General features: G+C 36.2%; 17 protein-coding genes. 4 read left to right on the top strand and 13 right to left on the bottom strand.

The genetic code is table 11. The features are described 5' to 3' along the window. Positions 1-27 precede the first annotated feature (27 nt). Both PALPR_RS02695 and PALPR_RS02690 read left to right on the top strand, forming a co-directional pair. On the top strand, positions 28-1,014 hold the full coding sequence (locus PALPR_RS02695) for a geranylgeranylglycerol-phosphate geranylgeranyltransferase (protein ID WP_013444073.1): 987 nt from the start codon (positions 28-30) through the stop codon (positions 1,012-1,014). A gap of 64 nt (positions 1,015-1,078) precedes the next feature. Next, complete coding sequence (locus PALPR_RS02690) at positions 1,079-1,663, top strand: Maf-like protein (RefSeq protein ID WP_013444072.1); 585 nt, start codon at positions 1,079-1,081, stop codon at positions 1,661-1,663. Positions 1,664-1,668: 5 nt separating this feature from the next. On the opposite strand, the gene PALPR_RS02685 is transcribed toward PALPR_RS02690, so the two are convergent. The 3 genes from PALPR_RS02685 to PALPR_RS02675 form a co-directional block, all read right to left on the bottom strand. Further along, positions 1,669-2,298: a 7-carboxy-7-deazaguanine synthase QueE gene (locus PALPR_RS02685; RefSeq protein WP_013444071.1), complete on the bottom strand. Its 630-nt coding sequence runs from the start codon at positions 2,296-2,298 to the stop codon at positions 1,669-1,671. Next, entirely contained in the window at positions 2,288-2,638 is a 351-nt protein-coding gene (locus PALPR_RS02680; RefSeq protein WP_013444070.1) for a 6-pyruvoyl trahydropterin synthase family protein, read from the bottom strand. Before PALPR_RS02680 ends, PALPR_RS02685 begins: the two co-directional genes overlap by 11 nt. A 94-nt stretch (positions 2,639-2,732) precedes the next feature. Next, entirely contained in the window at positions 2,733-3,992 is a 1,260-nt protein-coding gene (locus PALPR_RS02675) for an Nramp family divalent metal transporter (RefSeq protein ID WP_013444069.1), read from the bottom strand. A gap of 1,484 nt (positions 3,993-5,476) precedes the next feature. On the opposite strand from PALPR_RS02675, the gene PALPR_RS02670 reads away from it, so the two are divergent. After that, positions 5,477-5,845 (top strand): winged helix-turn-helix domain-containing protein, encoded by a 369-nt coding sequence (locus tag PALPR_RS02670; protein WP_013444067.1) that lies wholly within the window; start codon positions 5,477-5,479, stop codon positions 5,843-5,845. 70 nt (positions 5,846-5,915) lie between these two features. Here the strand turns inward: PALPR_RS02670 and purT are convergent, their stop codons facing one another. The 9 genes from purT to PALPR_RS02625 form a co-directional block, all read right to left on the bottom strand. Further along, complete coding sequence (gene purT, locus PALPR_RS02665; RefSeq protein ID WP_013444066.1) at positions 5,916-7,106, bottom strand: formate-dependent phosphoribosylglycinamide formyltransferase; 1,191 nt, start codon at positions 7,104-7,106, stop codon at positions 5,916-5,918. A gap of 16 nt (positions 7,107-7,122) precedes the next feature. Next, the gene (locus tag PALPR_RS02660; protein ID WP_013444065.1) at positions 7,123-8,160 is read right to left on the bottom strand and encodes a potassium channel family protein; all 1,038 of its coding nucleotides are present in this window, start codon (positions 8,158-8,160) and stop codon (positions 7,123-7,125) included. Positions 8,161-8,231: 71 nt separating this feature from the next. After that, positions 8,232-8,996, bottom strand: a complete 765-nt coding sequence (locus PALPR_RS02655) for a universal stress protein (protein ID WP_013444064.1) — start codon at positions 8,994-8,996, stop codon at positions 8,232-8,234. 20 nt (positions 8,997-9,016) lie between these two features. Next, positions 9,017-11,476: a bifunctional UDP-N-acetylmuramoyl-tripeptide:D-alanyl-D-alanine ligase/alanine racemase gene (locus PALPR_RS02650; protein ID WP_013444063.1), complete on the bottom strand. Its 2,460-nt coding sequence runs from the start codon at positions 11,474-11,476 to the stop codon at positions 9,017-9,019. Positions 11,477-11,549: 73 nt separating this feature from the next. Beyond that, on the bottom strand, positions 11,550-12,248 hold the full coding sequence (locus PALPR_RS02645; protein WP_013444062.1) for a Bax inhibitor-1/YccA family protein: 699 nt from the start codon (positions 12,246-12,248) through the stop codon (positions 11,550-11,552). Positions 12,249-12,276: 28 nt separating this feature from the next. Then, on the bottom strand, positions 12,277-13,059 hold the full coding sequence (locus PALPR_RS02640) for a metallophosphoesterase family protein (RefSeq protein WP_013444061.1): 783 nt from the start codon (positions 13,057-13,059) through the stop codon (positions 12,277-12,279). Between the two features lie 185 nt (positions 13,060-13,244). After that, a complete protein-coding gene (locus tag PALPR_RS15270; protein WP_013444060.1) occupies positions 13,245-13,793 on the bottom strand; it encodes an acyl-CoA carboxylase biotin carboxyl carrier protein subunit in 549 nt (182 codons plus the stop codon). A 10-nt stretch (positions 13,794-13,803) separates the two neighbouring features. Continuing rightward, positions 13,804-15,300, bottom strand: a complete 1,497-nt coding sequence (locus PALPR_RS02630) for an acetyl-CoA carboxylase biotin carboxylase subunit (protein WP_013444059.1) — start codon at positions 15,298-15,300, stop codon at positions 13,804-13,806. Between the two features lie 243 nt (positions 15,301-15,543). Next, a complete protein-coding gene (locus tag PALPR_RS02625) occupies positions 15,544-17,079 on the bottom strand; it encodes an acyl-CoA carboxylase subunit beta (protein WP_013444058.1) in 1,536 nt (511 codons plus the stop codon). A gap of 294 nt (positions 17,080-17,373) precedes the next feature. On the opposite strand from PALPR_RS02625, the gene PALPR_RS02620 reads away from it, so the two are divergent. Beyond that, complete coding sequence (locus tag PALPR_RS02620; protein ID WP_148226417.1) at positions 17,374-18,906, top strand: hypothetical protein; 1,533 nt, start codon at positions 17,374-17,376, stop codon at positions 18,904-18,906. Between the two features lie 22 nt (positions 18,907-18,928). Here the strand turns inward: PALPR_RS02620 and PALPR_RS02615 are convergent, their stop codons facing one another. Then, a complete protein-coding gene (locus PALPR_RS02615) occupies positions 18,929-20,236 on the bottom strand; it encodes a M48 family metalloprotease (RefSeq protein ID WP_013444056.1) in 1,308 nt (435 codons plus the stop codon). Between the last annotated feature and the right edge of the window lie 33 nt (positions 20,237-20,269).

Below are 20,269 nucleotides of genomic sequence, written 5' to 3'. Positions count from 1 at the left end.
GCAAATTTATATTGCTCATTTACTCTTATGATAAACTATTTAAAACTTATCCGGCTTCCTAATCTGCTGTTTATAGCACTGGTTCAGTATCTTATGCGGCAGGTTATACTGATACCTATTTTGCAGGTTTACGGGTTTGATGCATCTATGGAGATAGGAATGTTGAGTTTGCTTATAGTTTCATCGGTTTTTATTGCTGCCGGTGGTTACGTCTTGAACGATTACTTTGATATAAAAATTGATGCTATCAACAAACAAAACAAACAGGTTGTAGGCAATGTAATATCCAGACACACAGCCATGTTATTGCACCAACTTCTAACCGGAGTAGGTGTGATTTGTGGTTTAGTGCTGGCCTATTTTGCACGAAGCTTCACTTTGGCTTTTATTTTTATTGTCATCCCTGGGCTATTGTGGTTTTATTCTGCCAGTTATAAGCGACAATTTATTATCGGAAATCTGGTTGTGGCTTTCATCGTTGGAATTACGGTTTTGATTGTCGGGATTACTCAACTTGCATTTCTTCAAAAAGAATATGGAAACTTAATCTTCGAAACACCCATTCCGCGTTTATTTTATGGTTGGATTGGAGGATATGCTCTTTTTTCATTTCTATGTACCTGGATTCGTGAAATCATTAAGGATATGGAAGATGAAAAAGGTGATAGAGAAATGGAATGCAGGACAATGCCAATAAAGTGGGGACTAAAGAAAACCAAGATATTTCTTTATGTACTTATCGCAATAACTGTAGCTGGTCTTTTTCTTGTCGATTATATGTTTATTCACTTCACAGGAACATTAACGCTACGATACATTATTTTCGGCTTAGCTTTACCCTTTTTGGCATTGGCTTATATGGTGTATGTAGCTAAGGTTCCGAAAGATTTCCATCAGGCCTCTACCCTATCAAAATTTATCATGTTATCAGGAGTTTTGTATAGTTTTGTCTTTTATTATTTACAGGCAAAACAACATGGAATCAGCTTATTTAATTTATTTATTGTTCGATAGATAGAAGAGTTGAAGTCCTTTTATCGTTCTTATTTTTATTGTCTCATTTCAAAAATTGATATAAATGCTTGCTAATCTTGCCAATTTTCAAATAATACTTGGATCTCAATCGCCACGCAGAAAAGAGCTTCTTCAGGGGTTAAATATACCTTTTGAAGTAAAATCCATTGACGTAGAAGAAACTTACCCCAGTCAACTTGTTGGAGTTGACATTCCAATGTATCTGGCTGAGAAAAAGGCTGATGCTTTTGCTGAATCTATGAACAGCAATACGTTACTGATAACTGCCGATACAATTGTTTGGCACGAGGGTCGTGTATTTGGAAAACCCCGGGATAAAGCTGATGCTACACGCATGCTCAAATCTCTTTCGGGCAAAACTCATCAGGTTATTACTGGAGTTTGCATCAGCACACTGGATAAACGAAAAACGTTTCACGTAATTTCAGAAGTAAGATTCGCCAGATTAAGCAGCGATGAGATAGAGTATTACCTTCAAAATTTCAGTCCTTATGATAAAGCAGGTTCATACGGAGTACAGGAATGGATAGGGTACATCGGGGTTGAATATATAGAAGGATCTTATTTTAATGTAATGGGATTACCTGTTCAACGCCTTTATGCAGAGCTAAAACGGTGGAAGAAGTAGAGCGCTTAAGGGATATTTAATAGTTTATGAAGCTGTAGTGACAACCTCCATCTAGGATTTTTCTTTACAAAATCAATAGCATACTTCACATTTTCATCTACTTGTTCAAATCGTTTTTTTGCTTCGCCTAAAAAGATAGGGCTAACAATATAATTATCAGCCGCTGGTAATTCTGCGATATCGGGAAGTACATCACCGTCACCAATCGGATATCGAAACTCATTTACATGTTTGAAGTTTTTTCGTAACACTTCCGGTTTTACTTTAGGACTACAGCTTATGTATTTTATCAGCGATGGGACAGGATTAGTACCATTTGTTTCTATGCAATTATAATACTCGGAAAAATGCGATAGAATTTCATCGGTTAGTTGTAAAGTAGGCTCTCCACCAGTCCAGATAATTAAATTATTCGGATAATCTTTTTTACCAACGAATTTATTTACTTCTGCAAGTATTTGAGAAACAGACATAGTCTCACCTTTACTCCAATCAGTATCGCAATACCAGCAATTTTTATTACAATTCGATAATCTTACAAATACAGCCGAACGACCCGCGTTGGCGCCTTCGCCCTGAATTGAATGAAAAATTTCAACAACATTGAGTAATATCTCATCAGCTTTACTCCTCATATCTACAATTCGTTTTAGGTGTTTCACTCATTTCGACAGCCACCAACAATGGAAATTCGGGTTTGAATAAATCAAAAATATACTTACTCATATTCTCCACAGAGGTCTGAAAATCAAATACATCGTTAAGATGTCTGTGATCAAGCGTATTATTAACCCAGTCCGAAATTGGTTTTAAGTCATTATAATCCTGTACAAAACCGTCTTTGTTTGGTTCTCCCCTCAGAAATATTTTTAATGTATAATTATGTCCGTGAATCCGTCCACACGGGTGATCATTTTTTAAACCGTGTAATTGATGACTCGCCGAAAAATGAAACTCTTTACTTATAGTGTACATATCTTTTCTAAAAGAAAACGTTAATTATTCCAATTCTACAAAAATAACCAATAAATCTCTACTTTCATTACTCTTCGGTGTTTTTACAACTCTTTTAAAACAAACTTACGAACAAAGCAATATTCAACAATGTCACAATGACGCCTAATGAATAAAGTAGTATTTTTGAGAATAGCGTATTTCTGTACTTTCCCATAACCTTTTGAGATGAAGTAAGATAAACCTGTAAAAATATGGTGAATGGAAGCTGAATACTTAAAATCATTTGGGAAATTATAAGTCCCTGAAATGGATTGGTAATGAGCAGAATAATTCCATAAGCAATCAGCAGAGAAATAGCGACTCCCATTCTGGAGTGATTATCTTTTATATCATACGGTTCTTTGTACATGCCTGCAAATATGGAACCTGCCGCCATGCCCGACGTGATTGTGGATGCAATACCGGAAAAAAGAAGTGCAACGGCGAAAACAATAGCAGAATTATTTCCCAAAAGAGGTACCAGTAAATGATTTGCCTGCTGTAGTTCTGAAACCGGGGTTCTTGTTTTAAAAAATGTTGCAGCTGCCAGCAGAATCATAGCGCTGTTTATAGCCCAGCCTACCAACATAGAAACTAAGGTATCTAGAAACTCATAGCGAAGTTGTTTCTTTATAATTCTATCATCCTCCATATTCCATTGTCGGCTCTGAATAATTTCTGAGTGCAAAAACAGATTATGGGGCATAACAACTGCACCCATCACACTCATTATAATTAAAATAGATCCGTTTGGAAATGTTGGGGTTACCCAGCCTGTAACAGCTTCATTCCAGTCAATGTGTACCAATGAGAGTTCATACAGAAAAGATAATCCAATTACAGAAACAAAAGCAATTATCCATTTCTCTATAATTTTATAAGAATTAGTATAGAGCATGATAATCACAAACACTGTAACCAGCAAAGCACCTGCTTTTACCGGAATTTTAAATAACATTTCTAACGCGATAGCACCTCCTAGGATTTCGGCTAGAGATGTAGAAATAGAAGCCAACATAGCCGATGATAATAATATCTTTGAGTATGCGGGTTTCAGGTAAATAGCAGCAGCCTCCGATAAGCAAAGGCCGGTAGCTATACCTAAGTGCGCAACGTTATGTTGCAAAAGTATCAGCATGATAGTAGACAGAGTCACCATCCACAACAGTGCATACCCAAACTCCGCTCCGGCAGCTAGATTTGATGCCCAATTTCCCGGATCGATAAATCCAACCGTAACAAGTAATCCTGGACCTATAAATTTTAGAATATCCAAGCCTCCAAAAACCGGTCTGTAGTTTTTTCGGTCAATATTTTTGAAAAGTTTAAACATATATTTTAGACTTTGCGTTTAGCGTAACTTTAGCATTCTTATTTGTATTTTATGCTAATAAGAAAACATTCAGATTCAACAATTTGTATAATTTCTATACTGTAAATTAATTCATAAACCTCTTTCTTGCTAACAGCACAGAAGAAATATTGTTTAAGGACATGTAAAGAAATAATACGTTTTCTCACAAAAGTATATAAACTAAAGCATTCAGAAAAACAATAATAAATTTTAGAGGAAAATAATATAAACGAACAGAGCTAAAACACATAGAATTTTGTTCTACGGGTCTTAGCTCTGCCAAATGAGAAAAAAGTTACGTTAAGCTAAACTTATAATCAAAGGAAATGAATAAATGAGATTGAATGCAATCTACAATCTAGTTTAATCAGTAAAAAACAAATGTATATTACTCCTTTTTATTATTTAAAAGAAAATTGCCATGGTCAACAATACTAACATATATGTTGAAAAAATGATAGAGGCAGTTTTTACAAATGATTGAATCTTTATAGTTTTCATATTCGTATGATTTTAATGAGTGATTTTATATCTGTGATTGACATTACAAATATACGTACAAAAGCGTAACTTTCTATCAATCAGCTTAATGTAGTATTAGTTTTGGACTTGTAGTAATTATTTTAATAAAAGGTTGACTTTTCTTTTTGTATATAACGAAGGAATATTCAGAATTATTATGCAGTATATTACTGAAAAAGTGATATTTACTCGATTTAGTATTTGTTTACAGATTATTTAGGATAAATATATGTGTAGTAATTTGTTTAATTCTATGTAATAATTACCACAGCAAGCTAATAACAGGCATTAATACCTGCTTTTTAAAAAGCATATTTATTCAAATATATAGGCAGGATTTATATTTTATTAGTACTTTATAGTGCTTTTGTTGACATACTTTAACCTTGCCAGGCGAAAAAAAATATAAGCCAGCCTGAACAACTGTAGATTATTTTACATGACTCTATAGTTTTATGGTACTGAAACATTCAATTTTTGTAGAAGTATATTTGAAGATGATTAAGTAATAAGAATTTTGAATGAAAAATTAGATGAGATATTGCTTATATTATCAATCATTTATATCAGATTATTTCAGAATCAAAAATCATTGAAATTACTCATATTTAAACAAAGCATTAAATATTAAATGAAAATGAATAAATACAGATATAAGCAGAGATCGTATTTACGTTATTCCATGTTATCAAAAATAGCTCACTAACAAAAGAGAATAATTATTAGAAAAAAATGATTTAAGCTAGCGTAATTATTTGGATAATTAAATAAAAATAATTACATTTGCCTCTTCAAAAATAGTAGCTACTAAATCTTTTTGTTTAACTGTTGAAAATAAAACAGATACAATTATTGGATTAGATTCAAGCTTATATATTTTTATATTGTCTACTCAGAAATTATGTTCACTAACACTATATTAATTCAAAAATTACGAGAAAATGAAAATTGAAAACGAAAGAATTTTGTTAAATGAATTAGATGAAAATCTAAGAGCACTTATGATTGTTCCGAGTTATAAACTGGGAGCTTACACGTTTAATGTACAAACCCGAGTACTTTCTTTCAATGGAGAAGAAACAAAACTTACACGTAAAGAAACTTATTTATTTGTACTGTTTGCAGCAAACGTTAACGCTATGCTGGATCGTAAGTACATGTTGACCACCATCTGGAAAGATGACAACTATTACAATTCAAGAAGCATGGATGTTTATATCTGTAAGCTGCGTAAATTACTCAGCAAAGATCCTGATATCACAATTATCAACATACATGGTAAAGGATACAGAATAATTGTAAATCAATAATTTTACAATAAGCATATATAAAAAAAGGCTGAATCGATATGATTCAGCCTTTTTTTATACGTGAAATTCATTAACGTGGCAAAACGTTTATTTCTAATTTATCATATGCCCGGTTAGCTTTAGCACGAGCTTCTTCTATAGTATCGGCACTTGCCAAAATCACTCCCAATCGTCTGTGACCCACAACTTCCGGTTTTCCGAATATACGAAGCTGCACATCGGCTTCAGCCAACACATTCTCCAGGTTGTCAAATACGACTTTATCACTATCACCCTCAACTACAATAGCTTTTGAGGCAGAAGGACGATTAAACCGTACAGCTGGTACAGGTAAACCAAGAATAGCACGAGCATGAAGTGCAAATTGCGACATATCCTGCGATATCATTGTTACCATACCTGTATCGTGTGGGCGCGGTGACACTTCACTGAACAAAACATCATTGCCACAAACAAAAAGTTCCACTCCAAAAATTCCATAACCACCTAACGCATCGGTTACCAGTTTTGCAATTTTCTGCGCTTTTTCCAATGCACTGTCAATCATTGGTTGAGGTTGCCATGATTCTCGATAATCGCCATCTTCCTGATAATGACCTATTGGATTCAGAAATGTTGTACCGGCACTGTGACGTACGGTCAACAATGTAATTTCATAATCAAACTTTACAAATGCTTCGACAATCACACGCCCAGCTCCTGCCCGACCGCCTTCCTGAGCTATTTTCCAGGATCTGTCAATGTCTGCAGCAGTTTTAATAACGCTTTGTCCATGGCCGGAAGAACTCATGATAGGCTTTACCACACACGGAATACCGATTTCGGCAACAGCCGATTCGAATTCTTCTTTGCTGGAAGCAAAACGATAAGGAGAAGTGGCAATCTGCAAATCTTCGGCTGCCAAACGGCGAATTCCTTCACGGTTCATTGTAAGAAAAGTTGCTTTGGCTGTTGGTATAACATTAAATCCTTCCTTTTCCAATTCGACCAAAGTATCAGTAGCAATAGCCTCAATTTCCGGAATGATATAATCAGGTTTTTCTGTTTCAATTACTGCGCGCAATTTTTCTCCATCGAGCATAGAAAATACATGTGAACTATGCGCTACTTGCATAGCCGGAGCATTTGGATATTTATCCAGCGCTACTACCTCAATTCCATAACGTTGCAATTCAATAGCAACTTCCTTTCCCAGTTCTCCCGATCCGCATAAAACGGCTTTTTTGCCTACCGACGAGAGAGTTGTTCCAATTTTTGTCATTAATTTGTTATCTGTTTTATTTAGTATGTTTAGCTATATTTCTCAGGTTATTTATTTGGATTTCAGTCCCAAATACAAGCAGTTTATCTCCAAGACTTATGTAGTTATCCGCTTTTGGATTTACCTGCAATTCACTCGTAGAGGTGTAACATCCAATCACAACCAAGTTAGTTCGGTTCGGGATGTTCGCTTCACGATAAGTTTTATTAATCAGGTCGCTGTCTTTATTTATTTCAACAAGTCCGAATTTATATTCTTTCATTTCTTCCTTAGCTCCGGCAAATTCAACAAAGCTGAAAAAATCGGTACTCGAAGTTGCGATTGAAATAATACGTTCTGTAGCTATTTCGATAGGTGAAACAATGAAATTGGCTCCGGCTTTTCTGAACTTTTCGGTAGAATTTGTTTCGGCAACACGTGTTATTACTTTGATGTTTTTATTCAAATCTTTGGCACTCAATGTAACAAAGAGATTTTCGGCATCGGTTGAAAGTACGGAAATCAGAATCTTTGCCCTTTCTACTCCTGCTTTCAGCAAAACTTCATCTGTTGTCGCATCGCCATCAATATGGATGAATTTTTGCCCGTATATTTCCTTTAATCGTTCGCTTCTTTCGGTATTATTTTCAATTAGTACAACTTCCAACCCTTTCTTCAGCAAATCGTCTAACACGCTTTTTCCGGTCTTCCCATAACCACAAATGATATAGTGATCATGCATTGAATCTAGTACTTTGTTCATTTTCCTTTGTTTTAAAATATTTAAAAGTTCGCCCTCAACAAAGAAAGCTGAAATTTTTCCGATAGCATACAAACCAATTGTAAATCCCGAAATAACGATACAAATAGTAAAGATCTTACCGGCACTTGTAATCGGAACAACATCACCATAGCCAATGGTGGCAAAGGTAATTACCAACATATAAAGTGATTGCAGCGGACTTAAGCCCTCAATGATAATATACCCCAAAAAGCCTACTATCAAAATACCGGATAATGCCAGTAATGGAACCAGTAACTCTCTCAGTATTAAATTTCTTACTTTTGATTTCATTTCGGACAAATTTAGTCGTCAATATAATTAAATCGTGTAACTATTTTAGTATGTATCACTAAATGACTAAATTAGTCGCAAAGTGCATATAAATCTCCACGAGGATTGACCAATAAAACGGGTATCGTTGATTTGTTTACAACATGGTATTCTTTTGGTCCAAAAATGATATCATCCAAGCCATAATCGCGCGAAGCAGAGACAATTATAATTCCGGCATTCATATTCTCCGCTAACTGAACGGATTCCTGTTCTACTTTAAAGCTGTCTTTTGTTGCTTTATCCAGCGAATATTTAAAGTCAAACTTATCGAATAATGACTTCATCTTTTCTGCATTTGCAGCAGCTTTTGAACCATAATCGTTGGCCAGTAGCATCTTAATCTCCGAGTTACAGAATCTACCAAAAGCAGCTGCAAATTGCGCTTTTTCGAGCTCTTCTTCTAAAAAACCTATCGGTAATAAAACACGTTTTAAATCCAGTTCGCCGAATGAATCCTTAAAAAACAAATACGGAATGCGTAAGTCTCTACAGAATTTCAACTGACTACGGATAGACCTGAGTTGATTGTTCGGAAGTTGAATAAATAAAAATGAAGCTTCCAACTCTTCACAGATTTCCGTCAATGCGGATTCATTGGAATTTCTTACGATTATTTTAGCTTGAATAGTTTCATTCAATAAACCATTCAATTGATTTTCACGTTCCGAAATCAATTCATCAGTAGCAACAAAACTAAGCAAACCAAACTCTTTCCCCAGTTGAGTTGCTAGCTTAGAAGCACTTATGAGCAAAGTCTTAGCCGTACTTATTTGTTGAATTTGAATTAAAACCATCTATTATTTTAATATGGGAGTTATTCTTGAAAATAAACTCTCTTTACTCTCCGCGAAACACTTGTAAGCACTTCGTAAGGAATGGTTTTCAGCCAACCGGCCACTTCAGAAATAGTCAGATTATCCCCAAAAATCTCGACCGAATCACCCTCATTTGCTTCTACATTTGTTACATCAATCATAACCAAATCCATGCAAACATTACCTATTACCTTTGCACGTTTTCCATTTACAAGCACTTCACCTCCTCCGTTGCCCAGCTTACGGTCAAATCCATCGGCATAACCTATCGGAATAATGGCGATTCGTTTATCTTCGTTCACAATACCTTTCCGGCTATAACCCACTGTTTCTCCAGCTTTCACGGTTTTAATCTGCAAAATAATGGTTTTCAGAGCACAAACCTGCTTAAGTTTTACATCGGGAAGGGAGCTTATGCCGTAATGTCCTATTCCCAATCGAACCATATCAAACTGGTATTCGGAAAATCGTTCTATACCGGCTGAATTGAGAATGTGACGCATAATATTATGCGAGAAAGCACCTGATAGCTGGTCAGCACAATCGGTGAAAGTATCTATTTGCTGTTTTGTGAAAGAGTCAAATTTTGCTTCGTCAGATCCGGATAAATGAGAAAACACAGAACGAACCTTAACCTGATTTTGATTCTTTAGGCGAGTCAGTAATTCCTCCATATTTTTAGGTTCGAAGCCGAGGCGATGCATACCGCTATCAATCTTAATATGAATCGGATAATCAGTCAAACCAAGCTTTTCTGCCGAAGCAATAAAAGCATCAAGTAGCCTAAAGCTGTATATTTCAGGCTCAAGCTTGTTGTCGAATATCATACCGAAACTTCCTTTTTCAGGATTCATCACCACGATAGGTATTCTAATTCCCTCACGGCGCAGTTCGGCACCTTCATCAGCCACTGCCACTGCCAGGTAATCGCATCGATGATGTTGCAGTGTACGTGCCACTTCAACAGCTCCGCTTCCGTAGGCAAATGCTTTTACCATGCACATTATTTTCGTTTCGGGGCGAAGTTTAGCGCGGAAATAATTCAAATTATCTATCAGCGCATTCAGGTTTACTTCCAGCGTAGTTTCGTGAGTTACCAGTTCGAGCTTCTCAGAAATGTCTTCGAAATGGTATGTTCTGGAACCCTTGAGTAGAATAATCTCATTTTTCAACTCGCGAAGAATTGGTGATTTCAGAAAATCTTCGGTTTGTTCAAAGAAAGTTTTATCAACCAACTCGAATATGTCGGCATGTTTGGATATTTCAGAACCGATACCTATAATACGTTGTACATTTTTGTTGTGTACCAGCCCGGAAACAGTTTTATAAAGCTCATCTGATGTTTGACCGCTTTGCAGAATATCCGACAGAATCAATGTTTTTGATAGTTTTTTAGCAGTAGCTTGCTGGTTCAGAAAATCAAGTGCAATGCTTAACGAGTTCAAATCCGAATTATAACTATCGTTTATAATCAGACAGTCACGCACACCTTCTTTTACTTCAAGCCGCATAGCTACAGCTTCGAGCAGTAAAATTCGTTTAGCTATTTCAGCGGTTTTCAAGCCTAAATACAACATCACAGCCACACATTGTAGCGCATTTTCGATAGAAGCATCGTCTGTGAAAGGGATGGTTACAGACGACTCTACAGCATTGTATTTCAACACGACTTTAGTGCTCGACACCGTTTTTTCTTTTTGTACTATCTGAACGGTAGCTTTATCAGACTTTCCCCAGGAAAAGAATACGCCTTTGAAAGCGGATTGAGCTATAGATATTTCTACAAGCTTATTGTCGCTGCAATATACAAGCACTTCCGATTGATCAAAAAGTTGGAGCTTTTCTTCGCATTTCTGCTTGAGTCCACTAAAATTTTCCTGATGCGCATCGCCTAAATTGGTAAAAATGCCTATTGTCGGTCGAATAATCGGTTGGAGACGTTTCATCTCGTGCGGTTCGGAGATTCCCGCTTCAAAAATACCCAATTGAGTACTTTCGCTCAAAGCCCAAACCGAAAGCGGAACGCCAATTTGCGAGTTATAACTTCTGGGCGAGCGTGTAATCACATAGTCGGTGTGTAAAAGTTGGTAGAGCCATTCTTTTACAACTGTTTTGCCATTACTACCGGTTATACCAATAACCGGAATGTCAAATGCATTGCGGTGAGCAACTGCCAAAGCTTGCAAAGCTTTCAAACTATCCTCCACTTTCAAGAAAACAGCATCGGTCATTTTCTCAAACTCAGGATGCATTTCACTCACCACAAAGTAACGAAGGTTCTGTTGGTAAAGCTCAGCAATATAATTGTGACCGTTATTCCTAGCCGTATGAATGGCAAAAAATAAACTTTCTACCGGAAAAGATAATGAACGGCTATCGGTAAGTAACCAATTTATTTCGACAGATGGAACGTTTGAATCATTCGCTCCAACAATCTGAGCTATTTTATTTAGTTTCATGTTTTTCAGTTAGCAATGAACAGTGAACAGTAATCAGTGAAATCGCTGATAGCCGGTAACTGTGCATTCGATATTATCTTCTTTTTCCAAAAATACGCAACAGGTAAAGAAACAGGTTGATGAAATCGAGATATAAAGTCAACGCTCCGATAATGGCTACTTTCTTACCTTCATCGGTATCTTCATTACCAATAATGTTGAGTTTCTTTAGTTTCTGCGTATCATAGGCTATCAACCCTACAAATATCAACACTCCGGCATAAGAACTAATCCAGTAAAGCATTTCACTTTTCAGGAACATATTTACCAATGAGGCGATAACCAATCCGATAAGTGCCATAAACAGGATATTACCAATTTTTGTCAAGTCCGATTTTGTAAAATATCCATAAGCGCTCATGGCTGCAAATGTACCGGCTGCAATAAAGAATACGTTAGCAATTGAATCGGCTGTAAATACAAAGAAAATGGCTGATAATGTTACTCCGTTGAGAACCGAGTATAAAATAAAAACAATAGTGGCTGTAATGGCCGACATTTTATTGATAGCACCCACTAAAACACCAACAAGCACTAATTCCAGAATCATCAATCCATAAAATACAAACCTTTCACCGAAAATTAAACTGAGAATTTCAGGCGAATTGGCGGTACGATAAGCTACCAGCCCGGTAATGATTAATGCCATTGACATCCAGCTATAAACTCTTACAAAAAAACGTTTGGTTTCTGCTATTTCCTGTTCTTTTGAAATCTCATAAAAGTTATCCATAATCCTACTTTTTAATATAAATATGTTATTATTGTTCCATTGGTAATTCGAGCCAAAGCAGTTCTTTTTGTCCGATTCGTTTTTCCCAAACCTTTATCGTGTCAGAAACGGCAAAAACAGAATATCCTCCTACCGGATCTTTAGCCCTTAAAGCCGATCTGCTGATTATGCCCGGTATTCCATCGTAATTAAACAAAACATTGCGATGATAATGTCCTCCCAAAACTGCTTTTATATTGTGTTTTTTTAGTATATCCGTCGCTTCCTTCCAGTTTTCCACATCGCCTGTCTGTAGCGGATAATGCGTTACTGCAAACATGGGTACATCGGTTTTTGCGCTATCCATCGTTTTTTGTAGCCAATCAATATCTTCATTCCTGATAATTCCCTTGCCTGATTTCGCCTGCGGTGCAGTAGCAAAACCAATGAATTTATATCCTTTGTGTGTGAAAGAGAATTTATCCGCTTTAAAAATCTTTTTGAAGTTGGCAGCCTGAGGTTCGGACCAGCGAATATCATGATTGCCCGGAAGAATGAAATACGGCATGTGTAATTTTTCGAGCTGCTTTCGGGCGATTCTGAGCGAAACTGTATCGCCTAAATCGGATACATCGCCCGAAACTATTACAAAATCAATATCATTAAGCGAATTTACATCGTTCACTGCATTTATAAGATCTTCTGTTGGTTGAGTATTTGTGGGCGATATGTGAGTGTCTGTAAAAAGTGCAAAGCGAAATGGTTTTGCAGCAAATGCAGCACACAGGAATAGAACCAGATAAATCAATATGAGTGTATTCCGTTTTTTCATTCCACTTACTTAAAATGAGGCAGCTTTAGTGTAAAACAAAGTTTTATAATTGGAATGACAAAGATACAACAGCTGAATTGATTTTATACCTGTGGGTGGTAAAATATTTTACATAAATCTGTGCTTAATAAAAAAGAGCAAATCTGGTGTCGATTTGCTCTTTTGTTTGTTTTGGTTTGACAGACTTATTCATCGATAGAATTTATCTCTACCAATAATTCGTCTTTCATCACAGATTGACCGGATTGAACCCGGATTTTGCGAATAACTCCGTTGCAATTGGCGGAAATTTCGTTCTGCATTTTCATTGCCTCCAGACTCAGAATCGGTTCACCCTCATTCACAAGGTCGCCTTCCGAAAGGAAAATGTCAACTATTTTACCCGGCATGGGAGCAATAATATTGTTTTCGTTTATCTGTTTTCCGTCTTTATCAATCATACCGTGACGAATGTAAGAGAAAAGTGATTCCAGGCTGAATTTATATTCCACACCATTTACTTTAATCACGGCTTTGTTCTGATCGCGCGAAACAAGTTCGCAATGAAAGCGTTTTCCTTTCCAGTCGAAAGTGTAATGAAAATCTTCCTGTTCCAGAAAATCTATATCTTCCTCCTGTCCGTTTATTACAGGTTTTGATTCTTTTGGAATATAGATTTTGTAACGTTTACCGTTTTCGCGCATTGCAATAAACAGGCGCGAAGCATCTCTTTTATAAATATATGAAGTTCCCATTTTTATTCTTTTAATAATTCAATCTCTTATTCAGCACCCAAACATTGAGCGAGTCATTTTTATATGTTGGCAAGTCCGAAGAAAGTTGCAGATATTCTGATGCATACATAATGGTAGCAGCCAAGGCACCTATCATTTCATCTTCATCATTTTCAAGCATTTCAGGAGTAAATACCGAATCGACCCAACGGGTGGTATAGGTAGCATTTACAAATTCGGGATGCTGTAGTACCGTGCGGCAAAAAGGAACGGTGGTTTTTAATCCTATCAGACTGAAATCGTACAATGCCGCCAGTGTTTTCTCAATCACATCGGCACGATCGGTGCCATGCACAATTATTTTGGCGATCATCGAGTCGAAATATGGCGTTACAACCGAACCTGATTGTACTCCGGTTTCTATGCGAATTTCTTTGCTTTGAGGGAAATAAATTTTGTCAATAAAACCTGTCTGAGGACTGAAGCGGTTTTGGGGATCTTCCGTATTCACACGACACTCGATAGCCCAACCCTTGATGTGAATGTCTTCTTGCTTTAGTGTCAGTTCTTCGCCCAATGCCACGCGAATTTGCCAATCGACCAGGTCAACTCCCGTAATCATTTCCGTAACCGGATGTTCAACCTGAATACGGGTATTCATCTCCATAAAATAATACGAACCGTCTTCGTCCATAATAAACTCGATGGTACCAGCAGAATAATAACCAATTGATTTGGCAAACCGAACCGCCATGTCGCCCATTTCTTTTCGCATAGCAGGGGTTACACTTGCTGAAGGTGCTTCTTCGAGTATTTTCTGATGCTTACGTTGCAATGAACATTCTCTTTCGCCTAAATGAACGACATTGCCATGCTTATCTCCCATTATCTGAAATTCCAAATGCTTTGGATTTTGCAGGTATTTTTCAATAAACATGTCACCGTTACCAAATGCTGCTAATGCTTCGTCCGATGCCGATTTAAAATTTCGCTCTATTGTTTCAGGCTTTTCAACAATGCGCATGCCTCGCCCACCACCGCCGGCGGAGGCTTTAAGAATGACCGGATAGCCAATTTTGTCGGCAAAAGCTTTAGCAGCATGCGCATCGGTAACCGGACCATCGCTGCCCGGCACCAAAGGTAATCCGGATTTTATAGCCATGCTTTTTGCAACAGTTTTAAGTCCCATATCTCTAATCAATTGCGGAGAAGGACCGATAAAATTTATTCCGTTATCAACGCAAAGCTGCGCAAAATCGGGATTTTCGGATAAAAAACCGTATCCGGGATGAATCAAATCTATATTGTGCTCTAACGCTAGATTTACAATTCTTTCAGGATCCAGAAAAATCGGTTTGTCATTTCCGGCATCACGAGCCGGTATAATTTCGTCGGCGTAATTGAGATAAAGAGCATCGGGCTCTCTGTCACTTTGAAAAACTACAGCCAACATACCCTGTTTACGGGCTGCACGAATAATGCGTATAGCTATCTCGCTGCGATTGGCAATTAAAAGTCGTTTCTTCATATTCTTTTTTGATATTTGCCTTTGGCGATATTATCTCACTTCGTTCGTGATATTTGCCTTCGGCGATAGTTTCTTTATTTCATTTGCGATATTGCGTCGCACTACTCACTTTGTATGAAATATTTGTTTTCGATGATATTACTTCACAATAATTACAGGTATTAGCCAATGATTGGCAAAGCTAATAACACACGCAGTGTAAATATCGCCCATAGGGCAATTATCAACGAAGTTAATAACCATTTACAAAGGTATACTTCCGTGTTTACGTGCAGGTTTCGTGTATTGTTTATTCGATAATATATCAAATGATGTTATCAAAATCTGTCTGGTGTTCGAAGGAGTTATTACTTCGTCTATCAGTCCTAACTCTTCAGCCTTATACGGATTGGCTATTTCATTTTTATATTTGTCTACCAACGTTTTTTCTAATTCGGCGCGGTTCTCGGCATTGGCGAGTTCATGCTTATTCACGATTTTGATAGCGCCGGCCGGTCCCATTACCGCTATTTCGGCAGTTGGCCAGGCAAAATTAAAGTCACCACCCGTTTTTTTACTACTCATTACAATGTATGCTCCACCGTAAGCTTTGCGTGTGATAATGGTGATTTTGGGAACAGTGGCCTCACAGAAAGCGTACAGCAGCTTAGCTCCATTGCGTATTATGCCGCTGTGCTCCTGCTCTATTCCCGGCAAAAATCCCGGGACATCTTCCAGTATAAGTAGCGGAATATTGAATGCATCGCAAAACCTGACGAAACGTGCCCCTTTGATGCTGGCATTGATATCCAGTGTTCCGGCCATAACTTTGGGTTGGTTAGCCACAATTCCGATCGTTTTGCCATTCAGACGGGCAAATCCTACAAGAATGTTTTGGGCAAATTTTTCGTGGACTTCAAAAAATGAATCTTTATCAACAATGATGTTGATAATTTCTTTCATATCGTACGGACGATTGGGGTCATCAGGGATAATTTTGTCCAGATATTCCTGTCTGGATACATAGGAGCTGACCAGGTTGGAAACCGGCAGCGTTTCGTAGTTATTGGACGGGATATACGAAAGTAATTTCCGTATCAGCATGATAGTGTGTTCTTCATCATCCGAAACAAAATGAGAAACACCGCTTTTGCTAGCGTGTACATTTCCACCACCAAGTCCTTCCATATCAATTTCTTCGTTCAGCACTTCGCGAACCACATCCGGCCCTGTAACAAACATATACGATGTCTGGTTGGTCATAAAAATAAAATCGGTCAGTGCGGGTGAATATACTGCACCTCCGGCTGCCGGTCCCAGAATAGCACTGATTTGAGGAATGATGCCCGAAGATTTTACGTTGTTCTTGAAAATACTGGCATAAGCCGACAAGCTTTTTACTCCTTCCTGAATACGGGCACCTCCTGAATCCATTAAACCTACAATGGGAGCACCAAGTTTGAGCGCCATTTCCTGTACTTTGGCTATTTTCATGCCGTGTGCATAACCCAGCGAGCCGCCTAAAACCGTAAAATCCTGCGCATAAGCAAATACACTTCGCCCCTGTACCAGTCCGCGTCCCACAACAACGCCATCACCAAAATTTGATTGTTTACTGCTCATAGGAGTTTGCGAAGGCGACACAAAGGCATCGAATTCAAAAAAAGTTCCTTCGTCAAAAAGCACATTGATACGTTCACGTGCGGTAAGTTTTCCTTTTAAATGCTGGCGGTGCGCTGCATTGTCCTCCATCTCTTGCAACGCTTTAAGGCGCTGCTCGAATACTTCGTTTTTGTTCATTTTTATTCCTGAATTTTTGATACTACAAATCAATAAACAAAGAAATAGCAGAAAAGTTAAACCTGAAAGTGGAAAAATTTCATTTTTTTATTCTGAGTTGTCCTAATTTAATGATAAATCAGTAACTGCTTCATGAGAAAAGATGATTAACTGTTAAACTTATATTGAAAATCAGTAACTTTAAATTTTAAAATAATGACAGCATTTATTGTGTTAATAGTGATTATTTATTATTTTTGTAATTTAAAGCGAATACTACTTATAAATTCTATTATAAATAACATATTTGATATTATGAAAATCAAAACAACACTATTAATCACTTGTTTATTTGTAACCATATGTGCTTGCGGTCAGATTCAGGATTTGGCGAAACTAGCCAATGGGAAAATTGTATACAACTCCACATTATATGATTCGAATGAGAATTTATATGGTTATCTATACATATATGAACGAGACGCAGACAGTCAAAATAAAACAATGGAATATGTTTTTTTAGACAGAAATCTCAACAAGGTATCCAATAAAGAATTTACAAGTAAACAATATAATAATGTTTTGAGTGGATATTATGATTGCACATTGATGGGTGATTATGTAATTATGAATAAAATTTACTATTACAGAAACAGCTTTACCGGTATTTCGAAGCTATTATTATCTACCTTCCAAACTATTTCTTTGAAAGATAATACAGTGTCAGCCGAATTTAAATATGAGAATAATCAGTTTACTGAATTTATTTCTGATTATGATCAAATGAAAAAAGAATACAAAGGACTTGAAACAAGAAATTATGTAAGAGGATTTAATAATGGCATTTTTAAAGGCTTTTTTATTACAGAAGACAATAATAAAAAGAGTTACCTGGAAAAAGATGTTCAACTCTTTAATGAAAAGAAAGAACTCTTATGGAAATATGAATACAACCCCAATGGTACTGAAAAGCAATATAATTCTTTCAATTTTTTACACGTAAATAAAAATACAATCTATGTGGCCATCTCCAACTGGACCAAAGGAGATTTTGGAGGTGTAATGAATATTAATGAATATGCCATTGTTGCTTTAGATCTTCAATCTGGCAAAGAAAAGTATAAATATGTTTTGGAAAGAGTTGGAAGCGAATATAGTCATACCCTCAGAGTAAAAGAAATTGATAATAAATTATATATCACGGGCAACTACTCTCCTTATAAAAAGACTGATTTTACACTTGACCAAAATTTGGGATTTTATAAAATTGTATTGAATGAGAACGGAAATGAAATCGAAAAAAAGTACACTCAGTGGAGCGATTTTACAAATCAAATAGAAGTAGATGAACGAGGGAGAATGGAAAAAAACTTTCGATTGAGACCCATTAAGTACTTTTTCTTTAAAGATGGATCTATTTCTATTCTGACTGAGAAATATAAATTCGATGCCTTTTGGACAGGACTACCAAAAACAACTGATTATGTTTTATTTAATATGAAAACAGATTTCACTCCGGGCGAAGTGAATACTATAAAAAAAGAACTTAGTCATTACAGTGCCGAATTCTTATTCTCACAATATATAAAAGATCAAACAGGTGTCGTTTTCTTTTACTATGACGTAGTAAAAGATCCCAATGCTAGTTTATTCAATAATACACCAAACTTATTATTAGGTATAAACACAATTATAAACGGAAAACTGACGGAAGAAAAAATTCCACTTACTGCAAAAAAGAAATACTCAATATATCCACAGCCAGCAAAAGAAGGATACATAATGCTTAGAGAATATAACGAGAAGGATAAATACAATCAAATCAGATTAGAAAAGTTGAATTACTGACATAAACTAAAGAGGCTCTTTATCAAGAGCCTCTTTGATTATAATAATCTGCAATTACTTTTATCTCGGACAAATTTAAATTCCACATAAAATTCAAAAATTGCTTATAACTTTCCGATTGATTTTTCGGATCAACACGCTCTAAATATCGGTTCAGCTTATATTCCTTTCTTGCATTGTATATTTTTTGAAAGTATTCTCCCAGCCATTTTTTATTATAATCCACATTGTCCTCATTTTGCAAGCAATACAAACAAAAATAGATTCCTAAGCCATATTCTTCCTGGAATAAAAGACTGGCTGGTTGTTCCAGCTTCGCAATGTTTTGCAATTCTTTAAATTCAGGAGAAGCAATCTGAGGAGCATCAACTTTATTCAACTCCGGATAAATCCTCTTCAATGCAACAATTCTTAATTCCGTTTCAGGGTGTGAACGAATAGAATCTTCATTATATTTTTCTTTATATTTCGAATAATCGTAATTTGAGAAATCTTCTGTTTTTAACCATTCCTCTTTAAAAGGCTGACTTGGCAAATTAAATATCTTTTTATATGTTTCAAGTTTCAATCCAATAGGTCGTATCGTATCATATTGTTCAATCAATCTCAACGAATTCAGGTATTCCGTTTTATTATAATTGGTGTTCTTAATTAAAATATAACCTAGCGAATCTGCTTCATATTCTTGCTTCCGACTACTCTTGCCTCCGTCGTAGAGAATACCTTTCAACTTATTGTATGCTTTTTCGCCCCTATTAGTGTTGTCTTTTTTTATTTCATAAATTTCATCTTTGTAATCCGAACCTTTTTCAAGTTTATAACGTCGTTGAATTTCTATTAGGGCGTGCTTCAAAATATAATGTGCTATTTCGTGCGAAACTACCGAAGCTAATTGTGATTCATTTTGTAAATAATAAAAGGAACCCAATTTCAATACAAAATTCTTATTGCCCATACTGGCAGCATTTAGTGAAACAGACTTTGAGATATAAAATTTCAAATCCTGATTAAGTATTGGATTTGCAGTTATAATATTTTGCACAATTTCATCCAGCTTCTTGTTGAATGGAGTATTAAATAAATACTCACCTTTTTGAATATCCTCTACAAAATCTTTATCCAGCAATTCATATTTCTTTTTTATATACGAACGTTCGGTTCCTTGATAATCATCCTTTATTGAATTATAAAATTGCTTTGCATTTTCTCTGTAAATTCTGGCAGCTTCGGTTCGAACAGGTAAATTGGCGGTATCAATAGGAATATAAATTTGAGAATGAATGTTTTGAGACATCAATATAATCAGCATAAAATATAATACTCTTTTCATTATCAGCTAGAATTTAAATAAATTAGAATTGAA

It is taken from the genome of Paludibacter propionicigenes WB4 (assembly GCF_000183135.1).
Taxonomy (GTDB): Bacteria; Bacteroidota; Bacteroidia; order Bacteroidales; family Paludibacteraceae; genus Paludibacter; species Paludibacter propionicigenes.
The sequence above is the reverse complement of the archived record's forward strand: the minus strand, read 5'-3'. Positions and strand labels throughout refer to the sequence as shown.

Bases quoted from the DNA above. Each gene is read 5' to 3' on its own strand.
- PALPR_RS02675 (WP_013444069.1), bottom strand. From the start codon at position 3,992: ATGTTTAAACTTTTCAAAAATATTGACCGAAAAAACTACAGACCGGTT.
- PALPR_RS02685 (WP_013444071.1), bottom strand. From the start codon at position 2,298: ATGAGGAGTAAAGCTGATGAGATATTACTCAATGTTGTTGAAATTTTT.
- PALPR_RS02630 (WP_013444059.1), bottom strand. From the start codon at position 15,300: ATGAAGAAACGACTTTTAATTGCCAATCGCAGCGAGATAGCTATACGC.
- PALPR_RS02645 (WP_013444062.1), bottom strand. From the start codon at position 12,248: ATGGATAACTTTTATGAGATTTCAAAAGAACAGGAAATAGCAGAAACC.
- PALPR_RS02670 (WP_013444067.1), top strand. From the start codon at position 5,477: ATGAAAATTGAAAACGAAAGAATTTTGTTAAATGAATTAGATGAAAAT.
- PALPR_RS02620 (WP_148226417.1), top strand. From the start codon at position 17,374: ATGAAAATCAAAACAACACTATTAATCACTTGTTTATTTGTAACCATA.
- PALPR_RS02625 (WP_013444058.1), bottom strand. From the start codon at position 17,079: ATGAACAAAAACGAAGTATTCGAGCAGCGCCTTAAAGCGTTGCAAGAG.
- purT (WP_013444066.1), bottom strand. From the start codon at position 7,106: ATGACAAAAATTGGAACAACTCTCTCGTCGGTAGGCAAAAAAGCCGTT.
- PALPR_RS02680 (WP_013444070.1), bottom strand. From the start codon at position 2,638: ATGTACACTATAAGTAAAGAGTTTCATTTTTCGGCGAGTCATCAATTA.
- PALPR_RS15270 (WP_013444060.1), bottom strand. From the start codon at position 13,793: ATGGGAACTTCATATATTTATAAAAGAGATGCTTCGCGCCTGTTTATT.
- PALPR_RS02650 (WP_013444063.1), bottom strand. From the start codon at position 11,476: ATGAAACTAAATAAAATAGCTCAGATTGTTGGAGCGAATGATTCAAAC.
- PALPR_RS02695 (WP_013444073.1), top strand. From the start codon at position 28: ATGATAAACTATTTAAAACTTATCCGGCTTCCTAATCTGCTGTTTATA.
- PALPR_RS02655 (WP_013444064.1), bottom strand. From the start codon at position 8,996: ATGGTTTTAATTCAAATTCAACAAATAAGTACGGCTAAGACTTTGCTC.
- PALPR_RS02640 (WP_013444061.1), bottom strand. From the start codon at position 13,059: ATGAAAAAACGGAATACACTCATATTGATTTATCTGGTTCTATTCCTG.
- PALPR_RS02615 (WP_013444056.1), bottom strand. From the start codon at position 20,236: ATGAAAAGAGTATTATATTTTATGCTGATTATATTGATGTCTCAAAAC.
- PALPR_RS02690 (WP_013444072.1), top strand. From the start codon at position 1,079: ATGCTTGCTAATCTTGCCAATTTTCAAATAATACTTGGATCTCAATCG.
- PALPR_RS02660 (WP_013444065.1), bottom strand. From the start codon at position 8,160: ATGAAATCAAAAGTAAGAAATTTAATACTGAGAGAGTTACTGGTTCCA.